Source organism: Kiloniella litopenaei (assembly GCF_000982415.1).
Classification (GTDB): domain Bacteria; phylum Pseudomonadota; class Alphaproteobacteria; order Kiloniellales; family Kiloniellaceae; genus Kiloniella; species Kiloniella litopenaei.
In genome coordinates this window covers 212,469-233,770 of record NZ_LANI01000004.1, presented here as the reverse complement: position 1 = coordinate 233,770, position 21,302 = coordinate 212,469, and the positions used below count along the sequence as shown (strand labels likewise).

Below are 21,302 nucleotides of genomic sequence, written 5' to 3'. Positions count from 1 at the left end.
ATAAGTTTCAATAATTTTATTTTAAAAACAGATGCATAAACTGCATTCACAACATAAAGATTTAAAAAATAAACTTAGTGAATTTTACCATTCTCAAAATGAAGCACACGATCCATGCGTCCCGCCAATTCATGATTATGCGTTGCAATCAAAGCTGTAAGACCGACAGAGCGAACAAGCTTTAGAAGCAGTTCAAAAACTCTATTTGCTGTTTCCGGGTCCAGATTACCTGTTGGCTCATCGGCCAATAAAACAGACGGCGCATTCGCCAATGCGCGTGCAATTGCAACGCGCTGTTGTTCACCACCAGAAAGTTCGGCTGGGCGATGAACCATACGTTCACCAAGGCCGACAGTCTCCAGAAGTTCGCTGGCCCGTTTTTGTGCTTTTTTACGGGACAGTCCGGTAATCATCTGCGGCAGGATAACGTTTTCTACTGCCGAGAATTCAGGGAGCAAATGATGATATTGATAAACAAAGCCAATGGTATCACGACGCAGGGCTGTTCTGTCTTTATCGTTCAGGGAAGCCGATGGCGTTCCATTAACCAGAATGTCGCCGCTATCAGGCTTTTCCAAAAGCCCCGCACTGTGCAACAGCGTTGATTTTCCCGCCCCGGAAGGGCCAATCAGCGCAACCAGTTCCCCCGGCTTGATATCAAAGCTGACATCATTAAGCACATGAAGCTCTTTGGCCCCTTGTTTATAGGTCTTGTTCACACCGACAAGGGACAGGCCTTTCATTTCCTTACTCATAGCGAATTGCCTCCACAGGGTCTAAACGTGCGGCACGCCATGCCGGAAAAATCGGGGCAAGAAAAGAAAAGAACAGCGCCATACCAACCACTTGAAGAACTTCAGACGTTTCAACAACAGCCGGAAGCTTGGAAAGGAAGTAAATCTCGGCATCAAAAAGATTAGTTCCCGACAAGCCTTCCAGCCACTGCCGGATCGTTTCGATATTCTCAGCGAAAGACAGACCGAGAACAAAGCCAGCCAGCGTCCCAATCACCCCAATGGACGCACCGCTCAGGAAGAAAACCCTGAGGATCATTCCCCGGGTTGCACCCATTGTCCTGAGAATGGCAATATCCCGCCCCTTGTCCTTCACCAACATAATTTGACCGGAAACAATATTAAAAACCGCAACAAGGATAATAAGCGACAGAATCAGGAACATAACATTACGTTCGACCTGAATGGCATTAAAGAAACTGGCGTTACTTTGCTGCCAATCCCGTGTGACAATCCCCGTACCAATTTCATTGTGAATATCGCGGCGCACCACATTGGTCAGATCAGGATTATCCACAAAGACCTCAATCGTGTTTACCATTTCAGGCAATTCAAAAAAGATCTGCGCGGCATCAAGTGTCATGTAGATAAAACTGCTGTCGTATTCGTACATGCCGATATCAAAAAGTGCTGCAATCGTATAGGCTTTGAGACGCGGAATAGACCCGAATACAGTGACAGAGCTGTTCGGCGATACCAGGGTAATTTTATCCCCGACACCAAGGCGCAAACTTCTGGCAAGGCGTTCGCCAATAACAACATTATCGCCCGTAAAGTTATCCAGTGATCCGGCAACAATCTTTTCCGCGATCAGCTTGCGTGCCTTGAGATCTTTTGGGGCCATACCGCGTACCAAACCGCCGGTAGCTGTCCCACTTGCCGTCACCATAACCTGCCCTTGGACCTGAGGGGTCGCACTGGTTACGCCGGACAAGGCACTGACACGTTCCGCAATGGTTTCATAATCGACCAGATCACCTTGAACACCGACAACGGCCAGATGACCGTTAACCCCGAGTATGCGTCCAAGAAGCTCCTGGCGAAACCCGTTCATCACGGCCATAACAATAATCAGGGTCGCAACGCCCAGGGCAATACCAACAAGGGAAAAGCCCGCGATAACAGAAATAAATCCTTCTTTACGACGGGAACGGAGGTAGCGTAAGGCCACCATGCGCTCAAAAGCACCAAAAACCATCAACTATCTCTCTTCCCGTCTAAATCCTAAAGGCCCAATTTAGAAAGCGCAGCTTCCAATGTTAGCTCTTCTTTCTCACCGGTCTTGCGATTTTTCAACTCAACTACGCCATTTTTAAGGCCACGTGGTCCAACAACCATTTGCCACGGCAAACCGATCAGATCCATGTCTTTGAATTTGGCACCAGCTGAGGTATCGCGATCATCGTAAAGGCAATCAACACCAGCGGCATTAAACTTCTGATAGAGATCATCACACGCCTTGGCACAGTCTTCGTCTTTGGCTTTCAGATTGATCAAGCCAACCTTGTAAGGCGCCACAGCTTCCGGCCAGATAATACCGTTTTCATCGTGGCTGGCTTCGATTATTGCGCCCAAGAGACGGGAAACGCCGATACCATATGAACCCATAAAGACAGGAACGTTTTCACCTTCGCTGTTAAGGACATAAGCCCCCATTGGCTCAGAGTATTTTGTGCCAAAATGGAAGATATGCCCAACCTCGATACCGCGGCACTGCATTCTCTTGTCTTCAGGAACAGAACCTTCGAAGTCTTCTTTCACGTACATCTCATCCGTTGCCGCATAGATGCTTGTCCAGTCATCGACAATCGGCTGCAGGTCGCCACTGTAGTCAACATCCGCAGAAGGTGATACTTTTTCCAAGAAGTCAGAATGACAGAAGACTTCGGACTCACCTGTATCAGCCAGAATAATAAATTCGTGGCTGAGATCACCACCAATTGGGCCTGTATCAGCAGCCATTGGAATGGCCCGCAATCCCAGACGTTCAAAGGTTCGCAGATAGGACACAAACATCCGGTTATATGCGGCTTTGGCCGATTCAAAATCAATGTCGAAAGAATAGGCATCTTTCATAAAGAACTCGCGACCACGCATCACACCAAAACGCGGACGAACTTCATCCCGGAATTTCCACTGTATGTGATAAAGGTTCTTCGGCAGATCTTTGTAGCTCTTCACCGCATTGGCAAAGATTTCTGTGACCATCTCTTCGTTGGTTGGCCCATAGAGCATATCGCGGCCATGGCGATCTTCGATGCGCAGCATTTCTTTGCCGTAATCATCATAACGGCCAGATTTTTTCCAAAGATCAGCAGGCTGAATAGTCGGCATCAGAATTTCCTGTGCCCCTGCCCGGTTTTGCTCTTCGCGGATTATCTGCTCAACTTTACGAAGGACTTTCAAGCCCATCGGCAACCAAGAATAAATTCCAGATGTGGCCTGACGGATCATGCCCGCACGCAGCATATAACGGTGAGAGACAATCTGTGCCTCGGTTGGGTTTTCCTTCAGTGTTGGAAGGAAATAAGCAGAAAGGCGCATCTGGATATCCTGAAATGCTATGAGATCAATAATAAATAAGGAACAATTCAGCTATAAGGCTGAAATGTATGCGGTCATATATATGGGATGAAATGGCACTTGTCCATGACAGAAGAACAAGCTTTTCCTATGAAATTTAAGCTTCTCAAGATATCGAGCAAGAACGACAAAACTACTTGCTGTCTAATATTTCCTGACACTTCAGGGATAACTCTCTCTGTTCTTCGCTTTGAAGCCGCTGGCCATTGAAAAAGGCCTCCCCATTTTTGTGTACCTCAACAACACCGATTTCTGCGTTTGCTTCAAAATTCGCTTTGTTGGCAGGGATATTATAACGCTCAAACATATCAACAGTAATTGGAATTCGAATAACTTCTGGCAGAACAATAGGCTGTGCATTCAAATCGGCCGGAACAACTTTTTTGCCTCTTTTGGTAACTCCCGGCGTATAGGCAACATCATCGTTTGGATGATGCAACATCAAACGGCGACAATCTTCTTCCTCAATCGTGATCACACCATCTTCCGATGACTTTACTTCCGCATGTGCAGCCGCGATCATGCCCAAGGACAACATGGACATCATTGCCAAAAATCGAAGAAAAACCCGTGCATATAAATAATGATAACAAGGCATTATCACACCATATTAAGAAAATGAGTCAAAAAAACGGCCTGCTAACAATAATATCAACAGGCCGTTTATAAATCTATAATGCTTTCTTACGTGCCATCTCTGACTAATAGGCAAGCTCACCAATTGAGATCAATTTGTTGGTAATGACATAATAAGCAACGCCCCACAGAACACCTGCGATGGCGCTGGTAATAAGAGCCTTGCGCCAAAGCATCGGATTTTTAGGTGCTGACGGTTCGTGACCGACCTCGGGGTTCTCTTCAGCTTTAACGCCAAAAGGAAGCGCCATAAAAAATATCAACCACCAAATAATAACGTAAACAAGAATACCCGTAACCCAGTTCATCTTTAATTCTCTCTCAACCTAAGCCTGTTCCAGCTCAACAAGGGTTCCACAAAAATCTTTTGGATGCAGGAAAAGGACTGGTTTGTTATGCGCCCCTATTTTAGGCTCACCATCCCCAAGTACTCTTGCGCCTTCTGCCTTTAGCTTGTCCCGTGCGGCAATAATATCATCAACTTCATAGCAGATATGATGAATACCACCCGCAGGGTTCTTTTCCAGAAAATTGGCAATGGGAGAACTCTCACCCAATGGATAAAGAAACTCTATTTTAGTATTGGGAAGATTGACAAAAACAACAGTCACACCATGATCAGGTTGATCTACGGCTTCGGTTACTTCTGCCCCTAGAACATCACGATACTGAGCAACTGCTGCATTCAAATTCGGTACAGCAATCGCAACATGATTCAAACGACCAATCATAGAAACATTCCCTTTAATCCAGATAGGAAGCCAAACGGATAATATGTACATCCGTTACAGGCTTCTTATCATAAATTTTGTTAAAGTGACGCCGAACAGCACGAATGGCAACTTCGCGAACAATCGCGTCATTTTTCATTTCAGATTTCTTGAGTGTACCAAGAATATCTCTCAGATAGTCAACAACATCTTCAAAATCCTCAAACTCTTCCTCAAGATCGAGAATTCCCTGAACAGTCAGTTGAGGTGTATCCGCTAACCTGTTTGCTTCGTCAATAACCAGCGAAACAACTGCCGATCCGTTATACATCATTTTCTGACGTGCTTTGATAATCGGGCTATCAATTGGAATAAGACGACGGCCTTCTATGGCAAGAAGCCCGGAATCTATTTCTTGGACCTTCTCTGCTTTCCCGGGGGCCAATCGAATAAGGTCCCCATTCTTCGCCACGATCTGATTTTGAACACCACATTCAGCAGCCAGCTTGGCATGGGCGCGCAGGTGTCTTGCTTCACCATGAACCGGCACAGAAACTTTGGGTTGTACCCACTCGTAAAGCTTGCGAACTTCTTCTTTCCCCGGGTGGCCGGATACATGAACATGTTCATCCCGATCCGTGATCACGCGCACACCCAATTCGGAAAGATTGTTTTGCAGTCTGAAAATTGATGTCTCATTTCCCGGAATTATGCGGGACGAGAAGATAATAGTATCGTCTTCTTCCAGATAGACATGCTTGAAGCCGTCTTTTGACAAGCGTGACAGCGCAGAGCGTGGTTCCCCCTGACTACCCGTACAAAGTACAAGAACCTCGCTCTTGGGCATATAGGAAAACTCATCCTCGGACAGAAGCGGTGCGACAGTTTTCAGATAACCGTTTTCACGCGCCGCAGCATATATTCGGTGCATAGAGCGCCCAAGCAAGACAACCCGGCGACCACAAATCTCAGCTGCCTTCATAACCGATTCAACCCGTGCGACGTTACTGGCAAAACACGTCACGGCGACACGGCCTGTACATTTTGAAATAACGTCAACAAGTCCGTTGCGTACAGATGCTTCAGAACCGGACTCACTGGCAGACATCACATTGGTGGAATCACTGATCATCGCCAGAATATCTTCATCAGCCAAAGCCTGAAGACGCTTTTTATCATAGTGCGGCCCAACCAGAGGCTCTGGATCAAACTTCCAGTCACCGGAATGGAAAACCGTCCCGCAAGCGGTTCTGATAAGCAAAGAAGCCGGTTCCGGAATAGAATGGGTCATGGACACCAATTCAATTTCAAAGGGACCAACTGTAAATTTGCCTGCAACCGGAATAACCGTGATCTCGGCTTCGTCTTCGATACCTGCTTCAACCAGTTTGGAATAGACCATTGATTTGGTGAAAGGCGTACAATAGATCGGACAACGCAAATCAGACCATAGATGAGGAACAGCACCGATATGATCTTCGTGCGCATGGGTCAGAACCAGACCAACAAGATTTTCCCTCTGCTCTTCAATAAAGGTTGGATCCGGCATGATCACATCAATCCCCGGATACTTTGCTCCATCAGCAAAGGAAATCCCTAAATCCACCATGAGCCATTTACCGTTATGGCCATAGAGGTTCAAGTTCATCCCAATTTCGCCTGTCCCCCCAAGGGGCAGAAAAAAGAGTTCGTCTTTTTTAGCGACAACCGCTTTACGCATTTCTTACCTAACTTAAGTCTTTTGACTGTTTAATTCATAGATGGCGATCAAGCCACGTAGCGTTACATCTTTATCAATATGGTCAATGACATCTGTCGCCGTATCAAATAACTGCGCCAAGCCCCCGGTCGCAATAACCTTCATCGGGGCACCGTATTCATCACGGATACGTTGCACCATACCTTCGACCATAGATATATAGCCCCAGAAAATACCGGATTCCATGGCCGGGACTGTTGCTTTGCCAATAACCTGGGACGGTGCTTTGATATCTATACGGGGTAATTTGGCCGAGGCCATATAAAGTGCCTCAATAGACAGATTGACGCCCGGGGCAATGACGCCCCCTTCATAGGCACCGTCAGCACCGACAATGTCAAAGGTCGTCGCGGTTCCAAAGTCAATCAGGATCAGGTTACCACCATAACGTTGATAACCGGCCACAGCATTGACAAGACGGTCAGCTCCCGCTTGTTCCGGATGATCGATATTGACCCTTAATCCCAGATCGATTTTACCCAATTCGACCATCAATGGCGTACAGGAAAAATAGCTCTGGCACAGTGTCTTGAGATTGTAGTTTGACGCAGGCACGACATTGGCAAGAATGGCCCCTGTTATGTCTTTGGGCTCCAAACCTTTCAAGGCCATAAGCTGCGTTAACCAGACGGCATATTCATCAGCCGTTTTTTTACTGTCACTAGTCGCGCGCCAATAGCCCTTTTGCTCATGCCCGTCATAAACGGCAAAAACCACATTTGTATTACCAGAATCAATAACAAGCAGCATTGTCTGTCTCGATCTCAAGAAGCAAAGAAGACATCCCCCGCGGTAACCAAACGCTGGTTACCATTTTCCAGATCCAAATCCAGCGCACCATCTTTATCGATGGTAACAAAACGTCCGGAAAGGGTTTCGCCGGGAAGCCTGACGTAAATTTTTTCACCTAGACCATGCGCCTGATCCAACCAAGCTGAACGCACACTCTCGAAGCCTTCTTTCTTCCACAGTTTGTATCTGGCGTCAAAACTATTGATAAAGCATTCCAACAATTTATCAGCACCGATTTCACCTGAAAGTCCCTGTTCTCGTAAACTCGTCGCAGGGTAGCGGGCATCATCGGGATAGTGTTCAATATTCACACCGATGCCCATGATTAGATAATCAAGCTTGCCGGAACGATCCGCTTTGCTTTCCAGCAAGACACCTGACACCTTTTTGCCCGAAAGCAAAACATCGTTTGGCCACTTCAAGCCGGGGGCAAGCCGCCTGTCCAGTTGACGGATGGCATCAGACAAGGCCAAAGACGCAACAAAACTTAGATTGGCAGCTTCCGCAATGGATTTCTCGGGACGTAAAAGAGTTGAGAAGTAAAGATTACCGACAGGACTGACCCATGTTCGTCCCTGTCGTCCACGCCCCGCAGATTGACGAAGGGCCCAGACGATCGTGCCGTCCTGGGCCCCTTGTTCAGCAAGAAGGCGAATCTCATCATTTGTACTGCCAACCTCTTCCTTACAGGTCACTGAAAAAGAAGACGGAATTACAAGGGATGAGGTTCCCTCTGTCATATCGTTACCCGGCAAAGAGAGCCGACGCAGCAATCGCTGCACCATCCATGATCGGTGATGAGAAAAGAATAAAGAAAACGATAAAGGCAGTGGCAACTGTCAATACCATTGTCATTTCAGCACCAATCGGTTTGTCGAAAGATGCGCTTGGCTCATCAAAGTACATGACTTTAATAATACGGAGGTAATAAAACGCGCCGATCACAGAAGTCAGGATACCAATCACAGCTAATGTTGTCAGGCCCGCATCCACAGCAGCAGCAAATACCACATACTTGGCAAAGAAACCTGCCAAGGGGGGAATACCAGCCATAGAGAACATGAATATTGTCAAGGCCAATGCCATTGCCGGGCTGGTTTTACTCAAACCTTTGAGGTCATCAATGCCTTCGACCATGTTGCCTTTCTGGCGCATACTCAGAATACAGGCGAAAGTTCCCATATTCATAAAAATGTAGATCGTCATGTAGATAACAAGACCTTCTACACCTGCCTGCGTTCCGGCAGCCAAACCAACCAGTGCATAACCGATGTTACCAATGGAACTATAGGCCATCAGACGCTTGATATTGGTTTGTTTGATCGCAGCAAGCGAGCCAAGAATCATGGACGCAAGCGCGACAAACACAATAATCTGTTGCCATTCAGAAACCAAAGATCCAAAGGGATCGCTTAACAATCTGGCAAACAGTGCAATGGCAGCAACCTTTGGCGCAGATGCGAAAAATGCTGTCACAGGAGTTGGCGCACCTTCGTACACATCTGGTGTCCACATGTGGAATGGTACGGCAGAAATCTTGAACGCGATGGCTGCACAAACAAAAACCAGACCAACAACAAGGCCAACCTGCGGAGATTGATCACCAGCCGCAAGGCCGGAAATAACCGTTCCCAATGTGTCAAAGTCAGTGGTTCCGGTAAATCCATAAACCATGGAACAACCGTAAAGAAGCATACCGGAAGACAAGGCACCAAGTACAAAGTACTTCAGACCTGCTTCGGAAGAACGCAGATTTTCACGACGAATGGCAGCAATGACGTAGAGTGCCAAGCTCTGTAGTTCCAAACCAACATAGAGTGACATCAAGTCATTTGATGAAATCATCATCAACATGCCAAGTGTCGCCAGAACCATCAGCACAGGAATTTCAAACCTTGCCATTCCCTCGCGTTCAACAAAACGCTGGGTCATCAAAATACCAAAGCCGGAAGCCGTCAAAGCAACAAGCTTCATATAATTAGCATAGGCATCAACAACAAAGAGGCCGCCAAATGCCAGCCCTTGTTTTTGATCCCCGAAGAAAATCAAACCAAAAGCGACAGCGATAACAGCAACGGACAAAGCTGATACAAAACCCGCTGTTTTGTTACCTGCGTAAGCTCCGTAAATCAGTAGCACCGTTGCAGAACATGCCAGGAAAATCTCGGGCAATGCCATTGATAGATCTGTTGTGATCATCTTGATAGCCCCTCTATTGACCAAAGACCTGCGCAAACATCGGCGCGGCGTTCGAGGCTGCGATTGCAGTCTCATAGTTAGTGATAAGATTACTTACGGATGCAGACATGATGTCCAGGAAGCTTGGGGGGTAAATACCCATCCAAAGCGTCAGAACAATCAAAGGTGCAAAGACAGCCTTCTCTCTCCAGTTCAGATCCAGAAGTGCTTTCACATCGTCCTTTTCCAGTTTCCCGAAGATAACCTTGCGATAGAGGTACAGCATATAGGCAGCGCCCAGAACCATACCTGTTGCCGCAAGAGCAGCAACCCAGGTGTTTGCCTTGAAGGCCCCGACTAGAACCAGGAACTCGCCCACAAAGCCACCCGTTCCCGGCAAGCCGACAGACGCCAGCATAAAGACCATGAACATCAGGGCATAAACAGGCATCTTGTCAACAACACCGCCATAGGCTTCGATCATACGTGTATGCATCCGGTCATAGACGACACCAACACAAAGGAAGAGTGCCGCAGAAACAACACCGTGTGACAACATCTGATAGATCGCACCTTCTATCCCCTGTTGGTTCGCCGCAAAGATACCAATTGTCACATAGCCCATGTGCGCAACAGAGGAATAAGCAATCAGCTTTTTCATATCTTCCTGTGCAAGAGCAACAAGTGATGTATAGATCACGGCAATAATAGAGAGCGCATAGACCAACGGCGTGAAGTATACAGAAGCTTCAGGCATCATCGGAAGAGAGAACCTTAGGAAGCCATAGGCCCCCATTTTCAAGAGAACCCCGGCAAGGATCACAGACCCGGCCGTTGGCGCTTCCACGTGGGCATCAGGCAACCATGTATGAACAGGCCACATTGGTACTTTCACGGCAAAGGACGCAAAAAAAGCAATCCAAAGCCATTTCTGCATTTCCGATGGGAAGGTGGTTGTCATCAAGGTCGTAATATCGGTTGTACCTGCAAAGGAATACATTGCAAGAATGGCAACCAGCATCAAGACAGAACCAGCCAGTGTGTAAAGAAACAGCTTAAAGGCTGCATAAACACGGCGCGCCCCACCCCAGACACCGATGATCAGGAACATGGGGATCAACACACCTTCGAAGAAGATGTAGAAGACAACAATATCCAGCGCACAGAACATACCGACCATCATGGTTTCAAGGATAAGGAAAGAAACCATGTATTCCTTTACACGCTTGGTCACAGCACCCCATGAAGAGATGATGCAAATTGGCGTCAAAAGGGTTGAGAGCAGAACAAAAAGGACAGAGATACCATCAACACCCATCCGGTAGGACAGGCCAAGTGATGGCATCCATTCAACTTCTTCCACAAACTGGAACTCGGCAGTTCCGCGTTCAAACCCTGTCCAGAGAAGAAGAGAAACCACAAACGTTACTCCGGATACCCAAAGGGCAACCCAGCGAGAATTTCTTGCTACGGCCTCTTCATTATCCCCCCGGATAAGAAGAATGATAAGCGCACCCAACAAAGGCGCAAAGGTCACAATTGAGAGAATATGATCTTGCATAGCCCTTAACCTGCGTTGGAAACGATATACCAGGTGACCAGGGCAACAACCCCAATCAACATGGCAAATGCGTAGTGATAGACATATCCGCTTTGCAGACGGCTCGCTTTACCCGCAAGAATGCGCGTAAGAGAACTAACCCCATCCGGACCATAAGCATCGATTACGGCACCATCCCCAGATTTCCAGAGGAAACGCCCAATCTTGACCGCAGGACGGACAAATAGGAAGTCGTAAAGTTCGTCAAACATCCATTTTCTGTAAACAAAAGTATGGATTGGCTTGATGATCGACACGAAAGTCGCTGGCAGGCTTGGCACAAACATATAGAAAACATATGCCAGTACAATTCCGCTAACCGCAGCCGCGAGCGGCACAAGCTTGACCCATGTCGGAACATGGTGAGCCGCCTCAACCGTATCGTTCCCAGCAAGAACGAAGATCGCATCCCCCCAGAACTCAGCTTTCACATCACCGACGAAATAGTTGTATCCAGACATCCCGGCAAAAAGCGCACCGACACCCAAAACAAGAAGCGGTATCATCATCACCATTGGTGACTCATGAACACCTTTCATTGTGTGTTCGTCAGCACGCGGGTTCCCATGGAAAGTCATGATAAGCAGACGCCAGGAATAGAACGCGGTCATAAAGGCAGCCGCTGTCCCTGCCCAGAAAGCAAACATGCCCTGGGTCGAATGGTCAGCATAGGCAGCTTCAAGAATAAGGTCTTTGGAATAGAAACCTGAAAGCGGCGGAATACCGGCAAGGGCAATTGACCCGATCCACATCAAAAGATAGGTCGCCGGAATCATTTTCCAGATACCGCCCATTTTGCGCATGTCCTGTTCGTGGTGCATCGCGTGGATTACAGAACCTGCACCAAGGAACAACAAGGCTTTAAAGAAGGCGTGTGTCATCAGGTGGAAGATTGCCCCACCATATGCAGATACACCGATTGCAAAGAACATATAACCAAGCTGAGAACAGGTTGAATAGGCAATAACACGTTTGATATCAAACTGCGTCAGACCGATTGTCGCGGCAAAGAAGGCCGTTCCGGCACCAACATAGGTCACAACTTCCAACGCAACAGGGGCATATTCGAACACCGGTGAGAAACGGCAGAGCATGAAGATACCCGCAGTCACCATTGTCGCCGCGTGGATAAGTGCAGAAACAGGTGTCGGCCCTTCCATCGCATCAGGCAACCACGTGTGAAGACCCAACTGAGCTGATTTACCCATCGCACCGATAAAGAGCAACAGACAAACAATGGTCAGGGCATGCCCTTCAAAACCAAGGAACGTGAACTGAGCTGTCGAGAGGCCCTCAGCCTGAGGAAAGATTTCGGCAAAGTTTACAGAACCGAAGAGGACAAAAACGCCCATGATACCAAGGGCAAAGCCAATATCGGCAACACGGTTGACCAGGAATGCTTTCATTGCGGCCGAACAGGCCGAAGCCTTTTCATACCAGAAGCCAATCAACAGATATGACGCCAGACCAACGCCTTCCCAGCCAAAAAACATCTGTACCAGGTTATCGGAAGTAACCAGCATCAGCATGAAAAAGGTGAAAAGAGACAGGTACGAGAAGAAGCGCGTAATTGACTTGTCTTCAGACATGTAACCGATTGAATAAAGGTGAACCATTGAAGAAACAACAGTTACAACAATCAGCATAACAGCAGTAAGCGTATCAATCTTCAACGCCCAGGATAGCTGGAAGTCCCCAGAGTTAATCCATGTAAACAACGGCGTTGTTCTCGCGTTTCCATCAATGGCGACATCAAAGAAAACAACGAATGATAAAACAGCTGATACAAGCAGTAGCCCTGTGGTTACGACTTGTGCTCCGCGATCACCGATCCACTTGCCAAACAGGCCAGCAATGAACGAACCTAAAAGCGGGAGAAAGACTATAAAGTTTTCCATCGTCGGATTAGCCCTTCATCATGTTGATATCTTCAACCGCGATTGACCCGCGATTACGGAAGTAGATAACCAGGATCGCCAGACCAATCGCCGCCTCAGCAGCAGCAACAGTCAGAATAAAGACGGCGAAGACCTGACCAACCAGATCACCCATATGGGTAGAGAAAGCCACAAAGTTGATGTTCACGGCCAAAAGCATAAGTTCAATAGACATCATGATAACAATGACGTTCTTTCTGTTCAGAAAGATACCAAAGATGCCCAGGGTAAACAGAACAGCCGCGACAACCAGGTAATGGGCTAGACCAATTTCTAACATGGTTAGATTCCACTCCCGCTGGATACTTTTTTGATTTCAACGGACTCTTCACGGCTACGGTTGATCTGATCAGAAATAACCTGTTTACGAACGCCGTCACGCTGACGGAGTGTCAGAACAATTGCCCCGACCATCGCAACCAACAGGATCAAACCACAAGCTTGGAAGAGATATGCGTATTTAGTGTAAAGCACCTGCCCCAAAGCCCGTGTGTTATGAACAGTGTCCATATCCGGAATTGGCACAGCCGCGGTAGCAACTGCATCAGGCGCGGTAAAGGTCGAAGACAGGATCAGAACAAGTTCCAGGAAAAGAACCAGACCAATAGAGCCACCGATCAGCAGATATTGTTTAAAGCCCTGTCGCGCACGTTCGATATTGATATCAAGCATCATAACGACAAACAGGAAGAGAACTGCCACAGCCCCGACATAGACAACCACCAGGATCATCGCCAGGAATTCAGCCCCCATCAGGACAAAAAGGCCAGCCGCGTTAAAGAAGCAAAGAATAAGGAAAAGAACCGAATGAACCGGGTTCTTGGAAGAAATCACCATAACCGCCGAAGCGATGGTAACTGCTGCAAATAGATAGAAGACGAGCGCCTGAATAATCATTTGGCTACCCTTTCTTTATAGGCCTGGTGTTGGCATATGATTTTTTTCATAAACACTTTTTTTATCCCAAGCTCTTAGCGGTAAGGAGTATCCAGCGCGATGTTCTGCGCAATTTCGGTTTCCCAACGGTCGCCATTTTCGAGCAGCTTGTCTTTATTATAGAAAAGCTCTTCACGTGTCTCGGTCGCAAACTCAAAGTTTGGTCCCTCGACAATAGCGTCCACCGGGCAAGCCTCTTGGCAAAATCCGCAATAGATACACTTCGTCATATCAATGTCATAGCGTGTTGTACGGCGACTGCCGTCATCACGCGGCTCAGCTTCGATTGTAATCGCCTGTGCCGGGCAGATAGCTTCACACAGCTTACAGGCGATACAACGCTCTTCCCCGTTCGGGTAGCGGCGCAGAGCATGCTCTCCACGAAAACGTGGGCTAATCGGCCCTTTTTCGTAGGGGTAGTTAAGGGTAACCTTTGGCTTAAAGAAGTATTTAAGCGTCAAGGCCATACCGGAAAGCAGTTCGGTCAAAAGAAGACTGCGGACTGGGTTTTTCATAAAAGCCATCGTCCTCTATCTCTCCATATTTCTTATTATTATTTTCTTATCCATTAACCAGATCCCCTATTGAGCTACTGGCAACAGGTCAAAGCCAACCAGAACACCAGCCGTCAGGAATACCCACAACAGCGAGAACGGCAGGAAGACTTTCCACCCCAGACGCATCAGTTGGTCATAACGGAAGCGCGGAAAGGTAGCGCGAACCCATAGGAAACAGAAAAGAACCATTGCAATCTTCAACGAGAACCACACCGGCCCAGGTATCCAGTTCAGCGGCGCAATATCCAACGGTGGCAACCAACCGCCAAGGAAAAGAATTGCAGCCATCGCACTCATCAGGATCATGTTTGCGTATTCCCCAAGGAAGAACAACGCAAAGCTCATGGAAGAATACTCAACCATGAAACCAGCCACGATTTCAGACTCACCTTCGGGCAAATCAAACGGCGAACGGTTTGTTTCAGCCAGAATAGAAATGAAGAAAATCACAAACATTGGCAGCAACGGGAATGCATACCAGTTCAAAAGACCGTAATCACCCTTTTGCGCCATTACGATATCTGACAGGTTCAATGATCCCACACACAACAAGACTGTGATGATCACCAAGCCCATTGAAACTTCGTATGACACCATTTGAGCCGCAGAACGAAGTGCGCCAATAAAGGGGTACTTCGAGTTAGAAGCCCATCCCGCCATGATCACACCGTAAACACCGAGTGACGAGATCGCAAAGAGGTAGAGAATACCAACGTTGATATCACTCACCACTAGACCTTCGCCAAAGGGAATAACGGCCCAGGCAACAAGACTAAGGATAAAGGTGAGCATTGGTGCCATGATGAAGATGATCTTGTTCGATCCCGAAGGAAGAATGGTTTCCTTCATCATCAACTTGACCGCATCAGCAAATGGCTGCAACGCACCAAAAGGACCAACGACGTTTGGCCCCTTACGAAGCTGCATCGCACCAATTACTTTACGCTCGGCAAGTGTCAGATATGCAACCGCGATCAACAGAGGACCGACGATAATCATAATTTGCGCAACGATCATGATCGTTGGCAGAGCGTATCCTTCCCAGAATTCAACCATTTGTTCCAGTAGCTCCCTGCTCTTTACCCAATACAAATTGCTCTGTACAGGCTGACATCGTTTCGGATGAACGGCTGATAGGATCAGTCATATAGAAGTTTTCGATATTACTTTTGAAAGGATCAGATGACAGTTTCGTTCCATCACCAGCAATATCACCTAGGCCTGTCGTAGAAACCTGATCGATAGCAGCAAACACAGGGTTTACTTCGATCATTCTCTGACGTAACTGCCCAAGATTGTCATAAGGAAGGGCATCACCAACCTGCTCGGAAAGAGCCCGGAGGATTGTCCAGTCTTCTCTTGCTTCACCTGGCGGGAATGCAGCAAGACGACCGAGCTGTACGCGACCTTCTGTATTCACATAAGTTCCGTTTTTCTCTGTATAAGCCGCACCTGGCAGGATAACATCGGCGCAAGAAGCACCCGCATCACCGTGATGACCTTGGTAGATCACAAAAGCATTTTTCAGCTTGGAAGTATCAACTTCATCAGCGCCAAGAAGATAAACGGCCTTAACAGAGCCATTTTCAGCACCTTCGAGAATACCAGCAACGTCCTTGCCCTTTGAACCAGGTACAAGCCCCAGATCGAGACCAGCAACTCGGGCTGCTGCTGTGTGCAAGACGTTAAAGCCGTTCCAGTCATCCTGAACCAAACCATATTTGTCTGCGATTGCTTTGGCTTCTGCCAGAACTGCTGCACCATCAGTACGGGTCAATGCGCCCATACCAACAATGATCATAGGCTTCTTCGCGTCTTTGAGAACCTTAGCAAAGACATTTTTACCCGAAGTTACTTCCTTAAGCGTATCAGGGCCAGCACCGAGGTAGTCGTACTCATATGTCAGATCAGCTGCTTCGCCAATCATTCCAACCTTGAAACCGCCTTCCAGGAAGCGTTTACGCAGACGCGCATTGATAAGGGCTGCTTCCCAACGAGGATTGCTTCCCACAAGTAGAACGGCATCAGCTTCTTCAATACCAGCAATAGAGCTGTTGAAAAGATACGTGGAACGGTCCGAAGCATTAAGCTTGGCGCCATCCTGACGACAATCAATGTTTTCAGAACCGAGGTTTGTCATGAAATCCTTCAGGGCTAACATTGATTCTGCATCGCTAAGATCACCAGCAATCGCCGCAATTTCATTGCCTTTTAAGAAGGAGAGCTTTTCTTTGATATCAGAGAAAGCTTCATCCCAAGAAGCTGCTTTGAGTTTACCATCAACACGCACATACGGGCGGTCGATACGCTGGCGGCTTAAACCATCAGTGATGTAACGGGTTTTATCGGTGATCCACTCTTCGTTCACATCCTCATGAATACGGGGAAGAACACGCAGAACTTCACGACCACGGACATCAACACGAATGTTGGAACCGACAGCATCCATCACATCAATGGAATTTACCTTTTTCAATTCCCAGGGACGGGCATTAAAGGCGTAGGGTTTAGATGTCAGCGCACCAACAGGACAAACATCAACCAGATTACCGGACAGTTCAGTATTAACAGCCTTTTCCAACGTTGTGATCTCTACATGACCACCACGATTTAAAAGACCGACTTCTTCAATACCGGCCACTTCGGTCGAGAAGCGTACACAACGCGTACACTGGATACAGCGGGTCATGATCGTCTTGATCAACGGCCCCATGTATTTTTCAGTTACAGCACGCTTGCTTTCTTTGTAACGTCCATGATCCAGTCCAAAGGCCATGGCCTGATCCTGAAGATCACACTCACCACCCTGATCGCAAATCGGGCAATCAAGCGGATGGTTGATCAAAAGGAATTCCATCACCCCTTTGCGGGCTTTTTGAACAACCTCGGTATCGGTTTTGATAACCATGCCCTCACCCACCGGCATCGCACAGGATGCAATCGGTTTTGGCGCACGTTCCATTTCAACCAGACACATCCGGCAATTACCGGCAACGGAAAGACGTTCGTGGTAACAGAAACGTGGAATTTCTGCGCCCGCAAGTTCACAGGCCTGAAGAACTGTCAGGCCGTCTGCGACTTCAATCTCTTTACCGTCAATCGTCAACTTTGGCATCAGTCTCTCCTACTCCGCTGCCTGGCGCGATTGCTTGTATTCGTTAATCCGACGCTCTAGTTCCGGACGGAAATTCCGGATCAAACCCTGGATCGGCCAAGCTGCAGCATCACCAAGTGCACAAATCGTGTGACCTTCTACCTGCTTGGTAACATCCCAAAGCATATCGATTTCTTCAACATCGGCTTCGCCACGAACCATGCGCTGCATAAGACGGAACATCCATCCCGTTCCTTCGCGGCACGGTGTGCACTGGCCACAGCTTTCGTGTTGATAGAAATGTGAAAGTCTGCAAATCGCTTCGACAACATCGGTGGATTTATCCATCACGATAACCGCCGCAGTTCCCAAACCGGACCCAGCTTCGCGCAAGGCATCAAAATCCATGGTCATGGTATCGCAAACATGCTTTGGCAGCATAGGAACCGATGAACCACCCGGAATGACCGCGAGCAAATTATCCCAACCGCCACGAACACCGCCTGCATGCTTTTCGATCAGCTCACGCATTGGAATACTCATTGCTTCCTCAACGTTACAGGGCTTGTTCACATGGCCAGAGATAGAGAAAATCTTTGTACCGGTGTTATTTTCGCGACCAAACTGTTTCCACCAATCCGGACCTCTGCGCAAAATGGTCGGCGATACCGCAACTGTTTCCACATTGGTCACAGTTGTTGGACATCCATACAAACCACAAGCAGCAGGGAATGGAGGTTTCAGGCGTGGTTGGCCTTTTTTACCTTCCAGACTTTCCAGAAGCGCGGTTTCCTCACCACAGATATAAGCCCCGGCACCACGGTGGACATGAACATCAAACGCCCAGCCGGAACCGCAGGCATCGTCACCAAGTAAGCCATCGGCACGGGCCTGCTCAACAGCAGCTTCCAGACGCGTGGATTCCAGATAATACTCACCACGGATATAGATATAAGCCGTATGAGCGCCCATAGCGAAACCAGCAACCAGGCAGCCCTCGATAAGCGTATGTGGATCATTACGCATGATCTCACGATCTTTACAGGATCCCGGCTCGGATTCATCCGCGTTCACAACCAGATAGCTAGGACGACTTGGATCTTCTTTCGGCATGAAAGACCATTTAATGCCAGCCGGGAAACCCGCACCACCACGGCCACGCAGGCCTGAATCCTTCATACGATTGACAATTTCTTCACGTCCAAGCGCAACCAGATCTTTGGTATCTTTCCAGATGCCGCGTTTCTTGGCTCCTTCAAGACCCCAATCGTCCTGTCCATAAAGATTTTGAAAAATACGATCTTTATCTTCTAAAAGTGGCATTATTCACCCCCTTTTAGGGTTGTACGCTCACCCTCTGGTGCAGATGTAAGACGCCCAATTTGCGAACCTACTGGAACATCTTTGCCCGCACGAAGCTCATCAACGATTTCCATCATGCGTTCCGGTGACAGATCTTCGTAGTACCAGTCATTGATCTGAACCATTGGGGCATTACAGCATGCCCCCAGACATTCAACCTCAACGACCGAAAAAAGACCGTCTTCACTAACGTCACCAACTTTGCTAACGCCAATTTTATCCATCGCCGCTTTCAGAATATTATCTGATCCGTTCAACCAACACGGCGTTGTCCGGCAAACCTGAATAAAATACTTACCAACAGGTTTCAGGTTGAACATCGTATAGAAGGTTGCAACTTCGTGTGCACGAATTGGCGCAATTTCAAGATATTCGGCAACGTATTCAATTGCTTCTGGCGGTAGCCAGCCGTCGTTCTGTTTTTGCGCGATATAAAAAAGACTAATAATCGCGCTGGCCTGACGACCATCTGGGTATTTGGCAACAATCTTTTCAGCTTCACGAAGATTTTCTTCAGTAAACTTAAAGTCGCCAGTTTTGGCTTTTGGAAAACTACTGGTTTTCATCGGTCAACCTCGCCGAAGACAATATCCATTGAACCCAGAATAGCAACACTATCCGCCAGCATGTGCCCGCGGCACATATAATCCATGGCGGCAAGGTGCGCAAATCCCGGTGCTTTGATTTTACAGCGATATGGTTTGTTTGATCCGTCAGCGACTAGATAAACACCAAACTCCCCCTTGGGAGCTTCAACCGCGATGTAAGTTTCACCGGCAGGAACGTGGAAACCTTCTGTATAAAGTTTGAAGTGATGGATCAACGCTTCCATAGAACGCTTCATGTCATCACGACGTGGAGGGGTAACTTTGTGATTTGGTGCAAGAACAGGCCCTTCGGGCATTTTCTCAATACACTGCTTCATAATATGCAGGGATTGACGCATTTCTTCGACACGAACCAGGTATCTGTCGAAACAATCACCGTTCTTGCCAACTGGAATATCAAAATCCAGTTCGTCATAACAATCGTAAGGTTGCGATTTACGAAGATCCCAAGCAACACCCGAACCACGAAGCATCGGGCCAGAAAGCCCCCAATCCATTGCTTCGTCAAAATTCATAATCCCGATATCAACGGTTCTTTGACGGAAAATCCGGTTTTCAGTCAACAAACCTTCGAGATCATCAATAAAGGACGGGAAGTTATCACAGAAATCAGAAATATCTGACAGTAATCCGGCTGGAAGATCCTGGTGCACACCACCGGGACGGAAATAGGCCGCATGTAATCTGGCGCCACAAGCACGTTCGTAAAATTCCATCAGGATTTCACGTTGCTCAAAGCCCCAAAGGATCGGGGTCATCGCACCAACGTCAATCGCAAAGGTCGTGATGTTCAACAGGTGGTTTAGAATACGTCCGATTTCGCAATAAAGAACACGAATATACTGACCGCGTTTTGGCACTTCGATATCAAGCAGCTTTTCAACAGCAAGAGCAAAAACGTGCTCCTGGTTCATCGGCGCTACATAATCAAGGCGATCAAAATAGGGAATGGCCTGTAAATAGGTCTTATATTCAATAAGCTTTTCAGTTCCACGGTGCAGCAAACCAATATGCGGATCTGCACGTTCGATGATCTCGCCGTCCATTTCCATGACAAGACGAAGAACACCGTGCGCGGCCGGATGTTGCGGACCAAAGTTCAGCGTAAGCGGCTTAATCGTTGCTTCAGCCATTAAGCAGCCCCCTCTTCATTTTCCTGTTCAGCTTTCTCATCGCCAGGCAAGTTCACAATACCTTCCCAAGGGCTAGAGAAATCGAAGTTCCGAAATTCCTGTGTTAGTTTTACAGGTTCATAGACAACGCGCTTTTGCGCTTCGTCATACCTGACTTCGACATAACCAGTAAGCGGGAAATCCTTGCGAAGAGGATGCCCCTCGAAACCATAGTCAGTCAACATGCGACGTAAATCCGGATGATTGGCAAAGAAGATGCCGTACATATCCCACACTTCACGTTCGTACCAAATTGCTGAACTAAACAGCCCTGATACAGATTCAACTGGCGTTTCATCGCTTGTTGAAAACTTGACCTTGATACGCTGATTATGAGTAAGAGATAGAAGACAATAAACAAGCTCAAAACGATCTTCTCTTGCCGGATAGTCGACCGCAGTCAATTCCACCAGCTGCCTAAATTGACAGTTTTGGTTGTCTCTTAGGAACTTTATAACCTTAAGGAGGCTATCTGACTTTGTCCAAATGACGAGCTCATCATTAACAAGTTCAGATTCAGTTACTGCCTCTCCCAAGGTAGTGGCGATATGATCGCCCAAGTCCAGTAAAGCCTGATTCATATG

At 47.6% G+C, this 21,302-nt stretch carries 21 protein-coding genes; all 21 read right to left on the bottom strand.

Annotated features, from left to right (window positions below; all coding sequences use genetic code 11):
• Window positions 1-74 precede the first annotated feature (74 nt).
• The 21 genes from WH95_RS07505 to WH95_RS07405 all read right to left on the bottom strand — a co-directional run bounded on the left by WH95_RS07505 (window position 75) and on the right by WH95_RS07405 (window position 21,299).
• Window positions 75-755, bottom strand: a complete 681-nt coding sequence (locus WH95_RS07505) for an ABC transporter ATP-binding protein (protein ID WP_046505121.1) — start codon at window positions 753-755, stop codon at window positions 75-77.
• Window positions 748-1,992 carry a lipoprotein-releasing ABC transporter permease subunit gene (locus WH95_RS07500; RefSeq protein ID WP_046505119.1) on the bottom strand — a complete coding sequence of 415 codons (1,245 nt, stop codon included), beginning with the start codon at window positions 1,990-1,992 and terminating at the stop codon, window positions 748-750. Before WH95_RS07500 ends, WH95_RS07505 begins: the two co-directional genes overlap by 8 nt.
• A gap of 26 nt (window positions 1,993-2,018) precedes the next feature.
• The gene (gene proS, locus WH95_RS07495) at window positions 2,019-3,338 is read right to left on the bottom strand and encodes a proline--tRNA ligase (protein ID WP_046505117.1); all 1,320 of its coding nucleotides are present in this window, start codon (window positions 3,336-3,338) and stop codon (window positions 2,019-2,021) included.
• Between the two features lie 172 nt (window positions 3,339-3,510).
• Window positions 3,511-3,975 carry a hypothetical protein gene (locus WH95_RS07490; protein ID WP_046505114.1) on the bottom strand — a complete coding sequence of 155 codons (465 nt, stop codon included), beginning with the start codon at window positions 3,973-3,975 and terminating at the stop codon, window positions 3,511-3,513.
• 103 nt (window positions 3,976-4,078) lie between these two features.
• The gene (locus tag WH95_RS07485; RefSeq protein WP_046505112.1) at window positions 4,079-4,321 is read right to left on the bottom strand and encodes a DUF1467 family protein; all 243 of its coding nucleotides are present in this window, start codon (window positions 4,319-4,321) and stop codon (window positions 4,079-4,081) included.
• A gap of 18 nt (window positions 4,322-4,339) precedes the next feature.
• Entirely contained in the window at window positions 4,340-4,744 is a 405-nt protein-coding gene (mce, locus tag WH95_RS07480) for a methylmalonyl-CoA epimerase (RefSeq protein WP_046505110.1), read from the bottom strand.
• 13 nt (window positions 4,745-4,757) lie between these two features.
• On the bottom strand, window positions 4,758-6,443 hold the full coding sequence (locus WH95_RS07475; RefSeq protein ID WP_046505107.1) for a ribonuclease J: 1,686 nt from the start codon (window positions 6,441-6,443) through the stop codon (window positions 4,758-4,760).
• 12 nt (window positions 6,444-6,455) lie between these two features.
• Window positions 6,456-7,232, bottom strand: coding sequence for a type III pantothenate kinase (locus WH95_RS07470; RefSeq protein ID WP_046505105.1), 777 nt, complete (start codon window positions 7,230-7,232; stop codon window positions 6,456-6,458).
• A gap of 14 nt (window positions 7,233-7,246) precedes the next feature.
• Window positions 7,247-8,014, bottom strand: coding sequence for a biotin--[acetyl-CoA-carboxylase] ligase (locus WH95_RS07465; RefSeq protein ID WP_046505102.1), 768 nt, complete (start codon window positions 8,012-8,014; stop codon window positions 7,247-7,249).
• 4 nt (window positions 8,015-8,018) lie between these two features.
• Window positions 8,019-9,473 (bottom strand): NADH-quinone oxidoreductase subunit NuoN, encoded by a 1,455-nt coding sequence (gene nuoN / locus WH95_RS07460; RefSeq protein WP_046505098.1) that lies wholly within the window; start codon window positions 9,471-9,473, stop codon window positions 8,019-8,021.
• Between the two features lie 13 nt (window positions 9,474-9,486).
• A complete protein-coding gene (locus tag WH95_RS07455) occupies window positions 9,487-11,013 on the bottom strand; it encodes an NADH-quinone oxidoreductase subunit M (RefSeq protein ID WP_046505097.1) in 1,527 nt (508 codons plus the stop codon).
• A gap of 5 nt (window positions 11,014-11,018) precedes the next feature.
• Complete coding sequence (gene nuoL / locus WH95_RS07450; RefSeq protein ID WP_046505095.1) at window positions 11,019-12,950, bottom strand: NADH-quinone oxidoreductase subunit L; 1,932 nt, start codon at window positions 12,948-12,950, stop codon at window positions 11,019-11,021.
• A 7-nt stretch (window positions 12,951-12,957) separates the two neighbouring features.
• Window positions 12,958-13,269, bottom strand: a complete 312-nt coding sequence (gene nuoK, locus WH95_RS07445) for an NADH-quinone oxidoreductase subunit NuoK (protein ID WP_046505092.1) — start codon at window positions 13,267-13,269, stop codon at window positions 12,958-12,960.
• Between the two features lie 2 nt (window positions 13,270-13,271).
• Window positions 13,272-13,886 carry an NADH-quinone oxidoreductase subunit J gene (locus WH95_RS07440; protein ID WP_046505091.1) on the bottom strand — a complete coding sequence of 205 codons (615 nt, stop codon included), beginning with the start codon at window positions 13,884-13,886 and terminating at the stop codon, window positions 13,272-13,274.
• 74 nt (window positions 13,887-13,960) lie between these two features.
• Window positions 13,961-14,449, bottom strand: a complete 489-nt coding sequence (gene nuoI, locus WH95_RS07435) for an NADH-quinone oxidoreductase subunit NuoI (RefSeq protein ID WP_046505088.1) — start codon at window positions 14,447-14,449, stop codon at window positions 13,961-13,963.
• 57 nt (window positions 14,450-14,506) lie between these two features.
• Window positions 14,507-15,538 (bottom strand): NADH-quinone oxidoreductase subunit NuoH, encoded by a 1,032-nt coding sequence (gene nuoH / locus WH95_RS07430; RefSeq protein WP_046505085.1) that lies wholly within the window; start codon window positions 15,536-15,538, stop codon window positions 14,507-14,509.
• Entirely contained in the window at window positions 15,531-17,597 is a 2,067-nt protein-coding gene (gene nuoG, locus WH95_RS07425) for an NADH-quinone oxidoreductase subunit NuoG (protein ID WP_046505082.1), read from the bottom strand. The genes nuoH and nuoG overlap by 8 nt, the downstream gene beginning before the upstream one ends.
• Before the next feature lie 9 nt (window positions 17,598-17,606).
• Entirely contained in the window at window positions 17,607-18,899 is a 1,293-nt protein-coding gene (gene nuoF, locus WH95_RS07420; RefSeq protein ID WP_046505079.1) for an NADH-quinone oxidoreductase subunit NuoF, read from the bottom strand.
• Window positions 18,899-19,504 carry an NADH-quinone oxidoreductase subunit NuoE gene (nuoE, locus tag WH95_RS07415; protein WP_046505077.1) on the bottom strand — a complete coding sequence of 202 codons (606 nt, stop codon included), beginning with the start codon at window positions 19,502-19,504 and terminating at the stop codon, window positions 18,899-18,901. Before nuoE ends, nuoF begins: the two co-directional genes overlap by 1 nt.
• Window positions 19,501-20,679 (bottom strand): NADH-quinone oxidoreductase subunit D, encoded by a 1,179-nt coding sequence (locus WH95_RS07410; protein WP_046505075.1) that lies wholly within the window; start codon window positions 20,677-20,679, stop codon window positions 19,501-19,503. Before WH95_RS07410 ends, nuoE begins: the two co-directional genes overlap by 4 nt.
• On the bottom strand, window positions 20,679-21,299 hold the full coding sequence (locus WH95_RS07405; protein ID WP_046505073.1) for an NADH-quinone oxidoreductase subunit C: 621 nt from the start codon (window positions 21,297-21,299) through the stop codon (window positions 20,679-20,681). The genes WH95_RS07410 and WH95_RS07405 overlap by 1 nt, the downstream gene beginning before the upstream one ends.
• Between the last annotated feature and the right edge of the window lie 3 nt (window positions 21,300-21,302).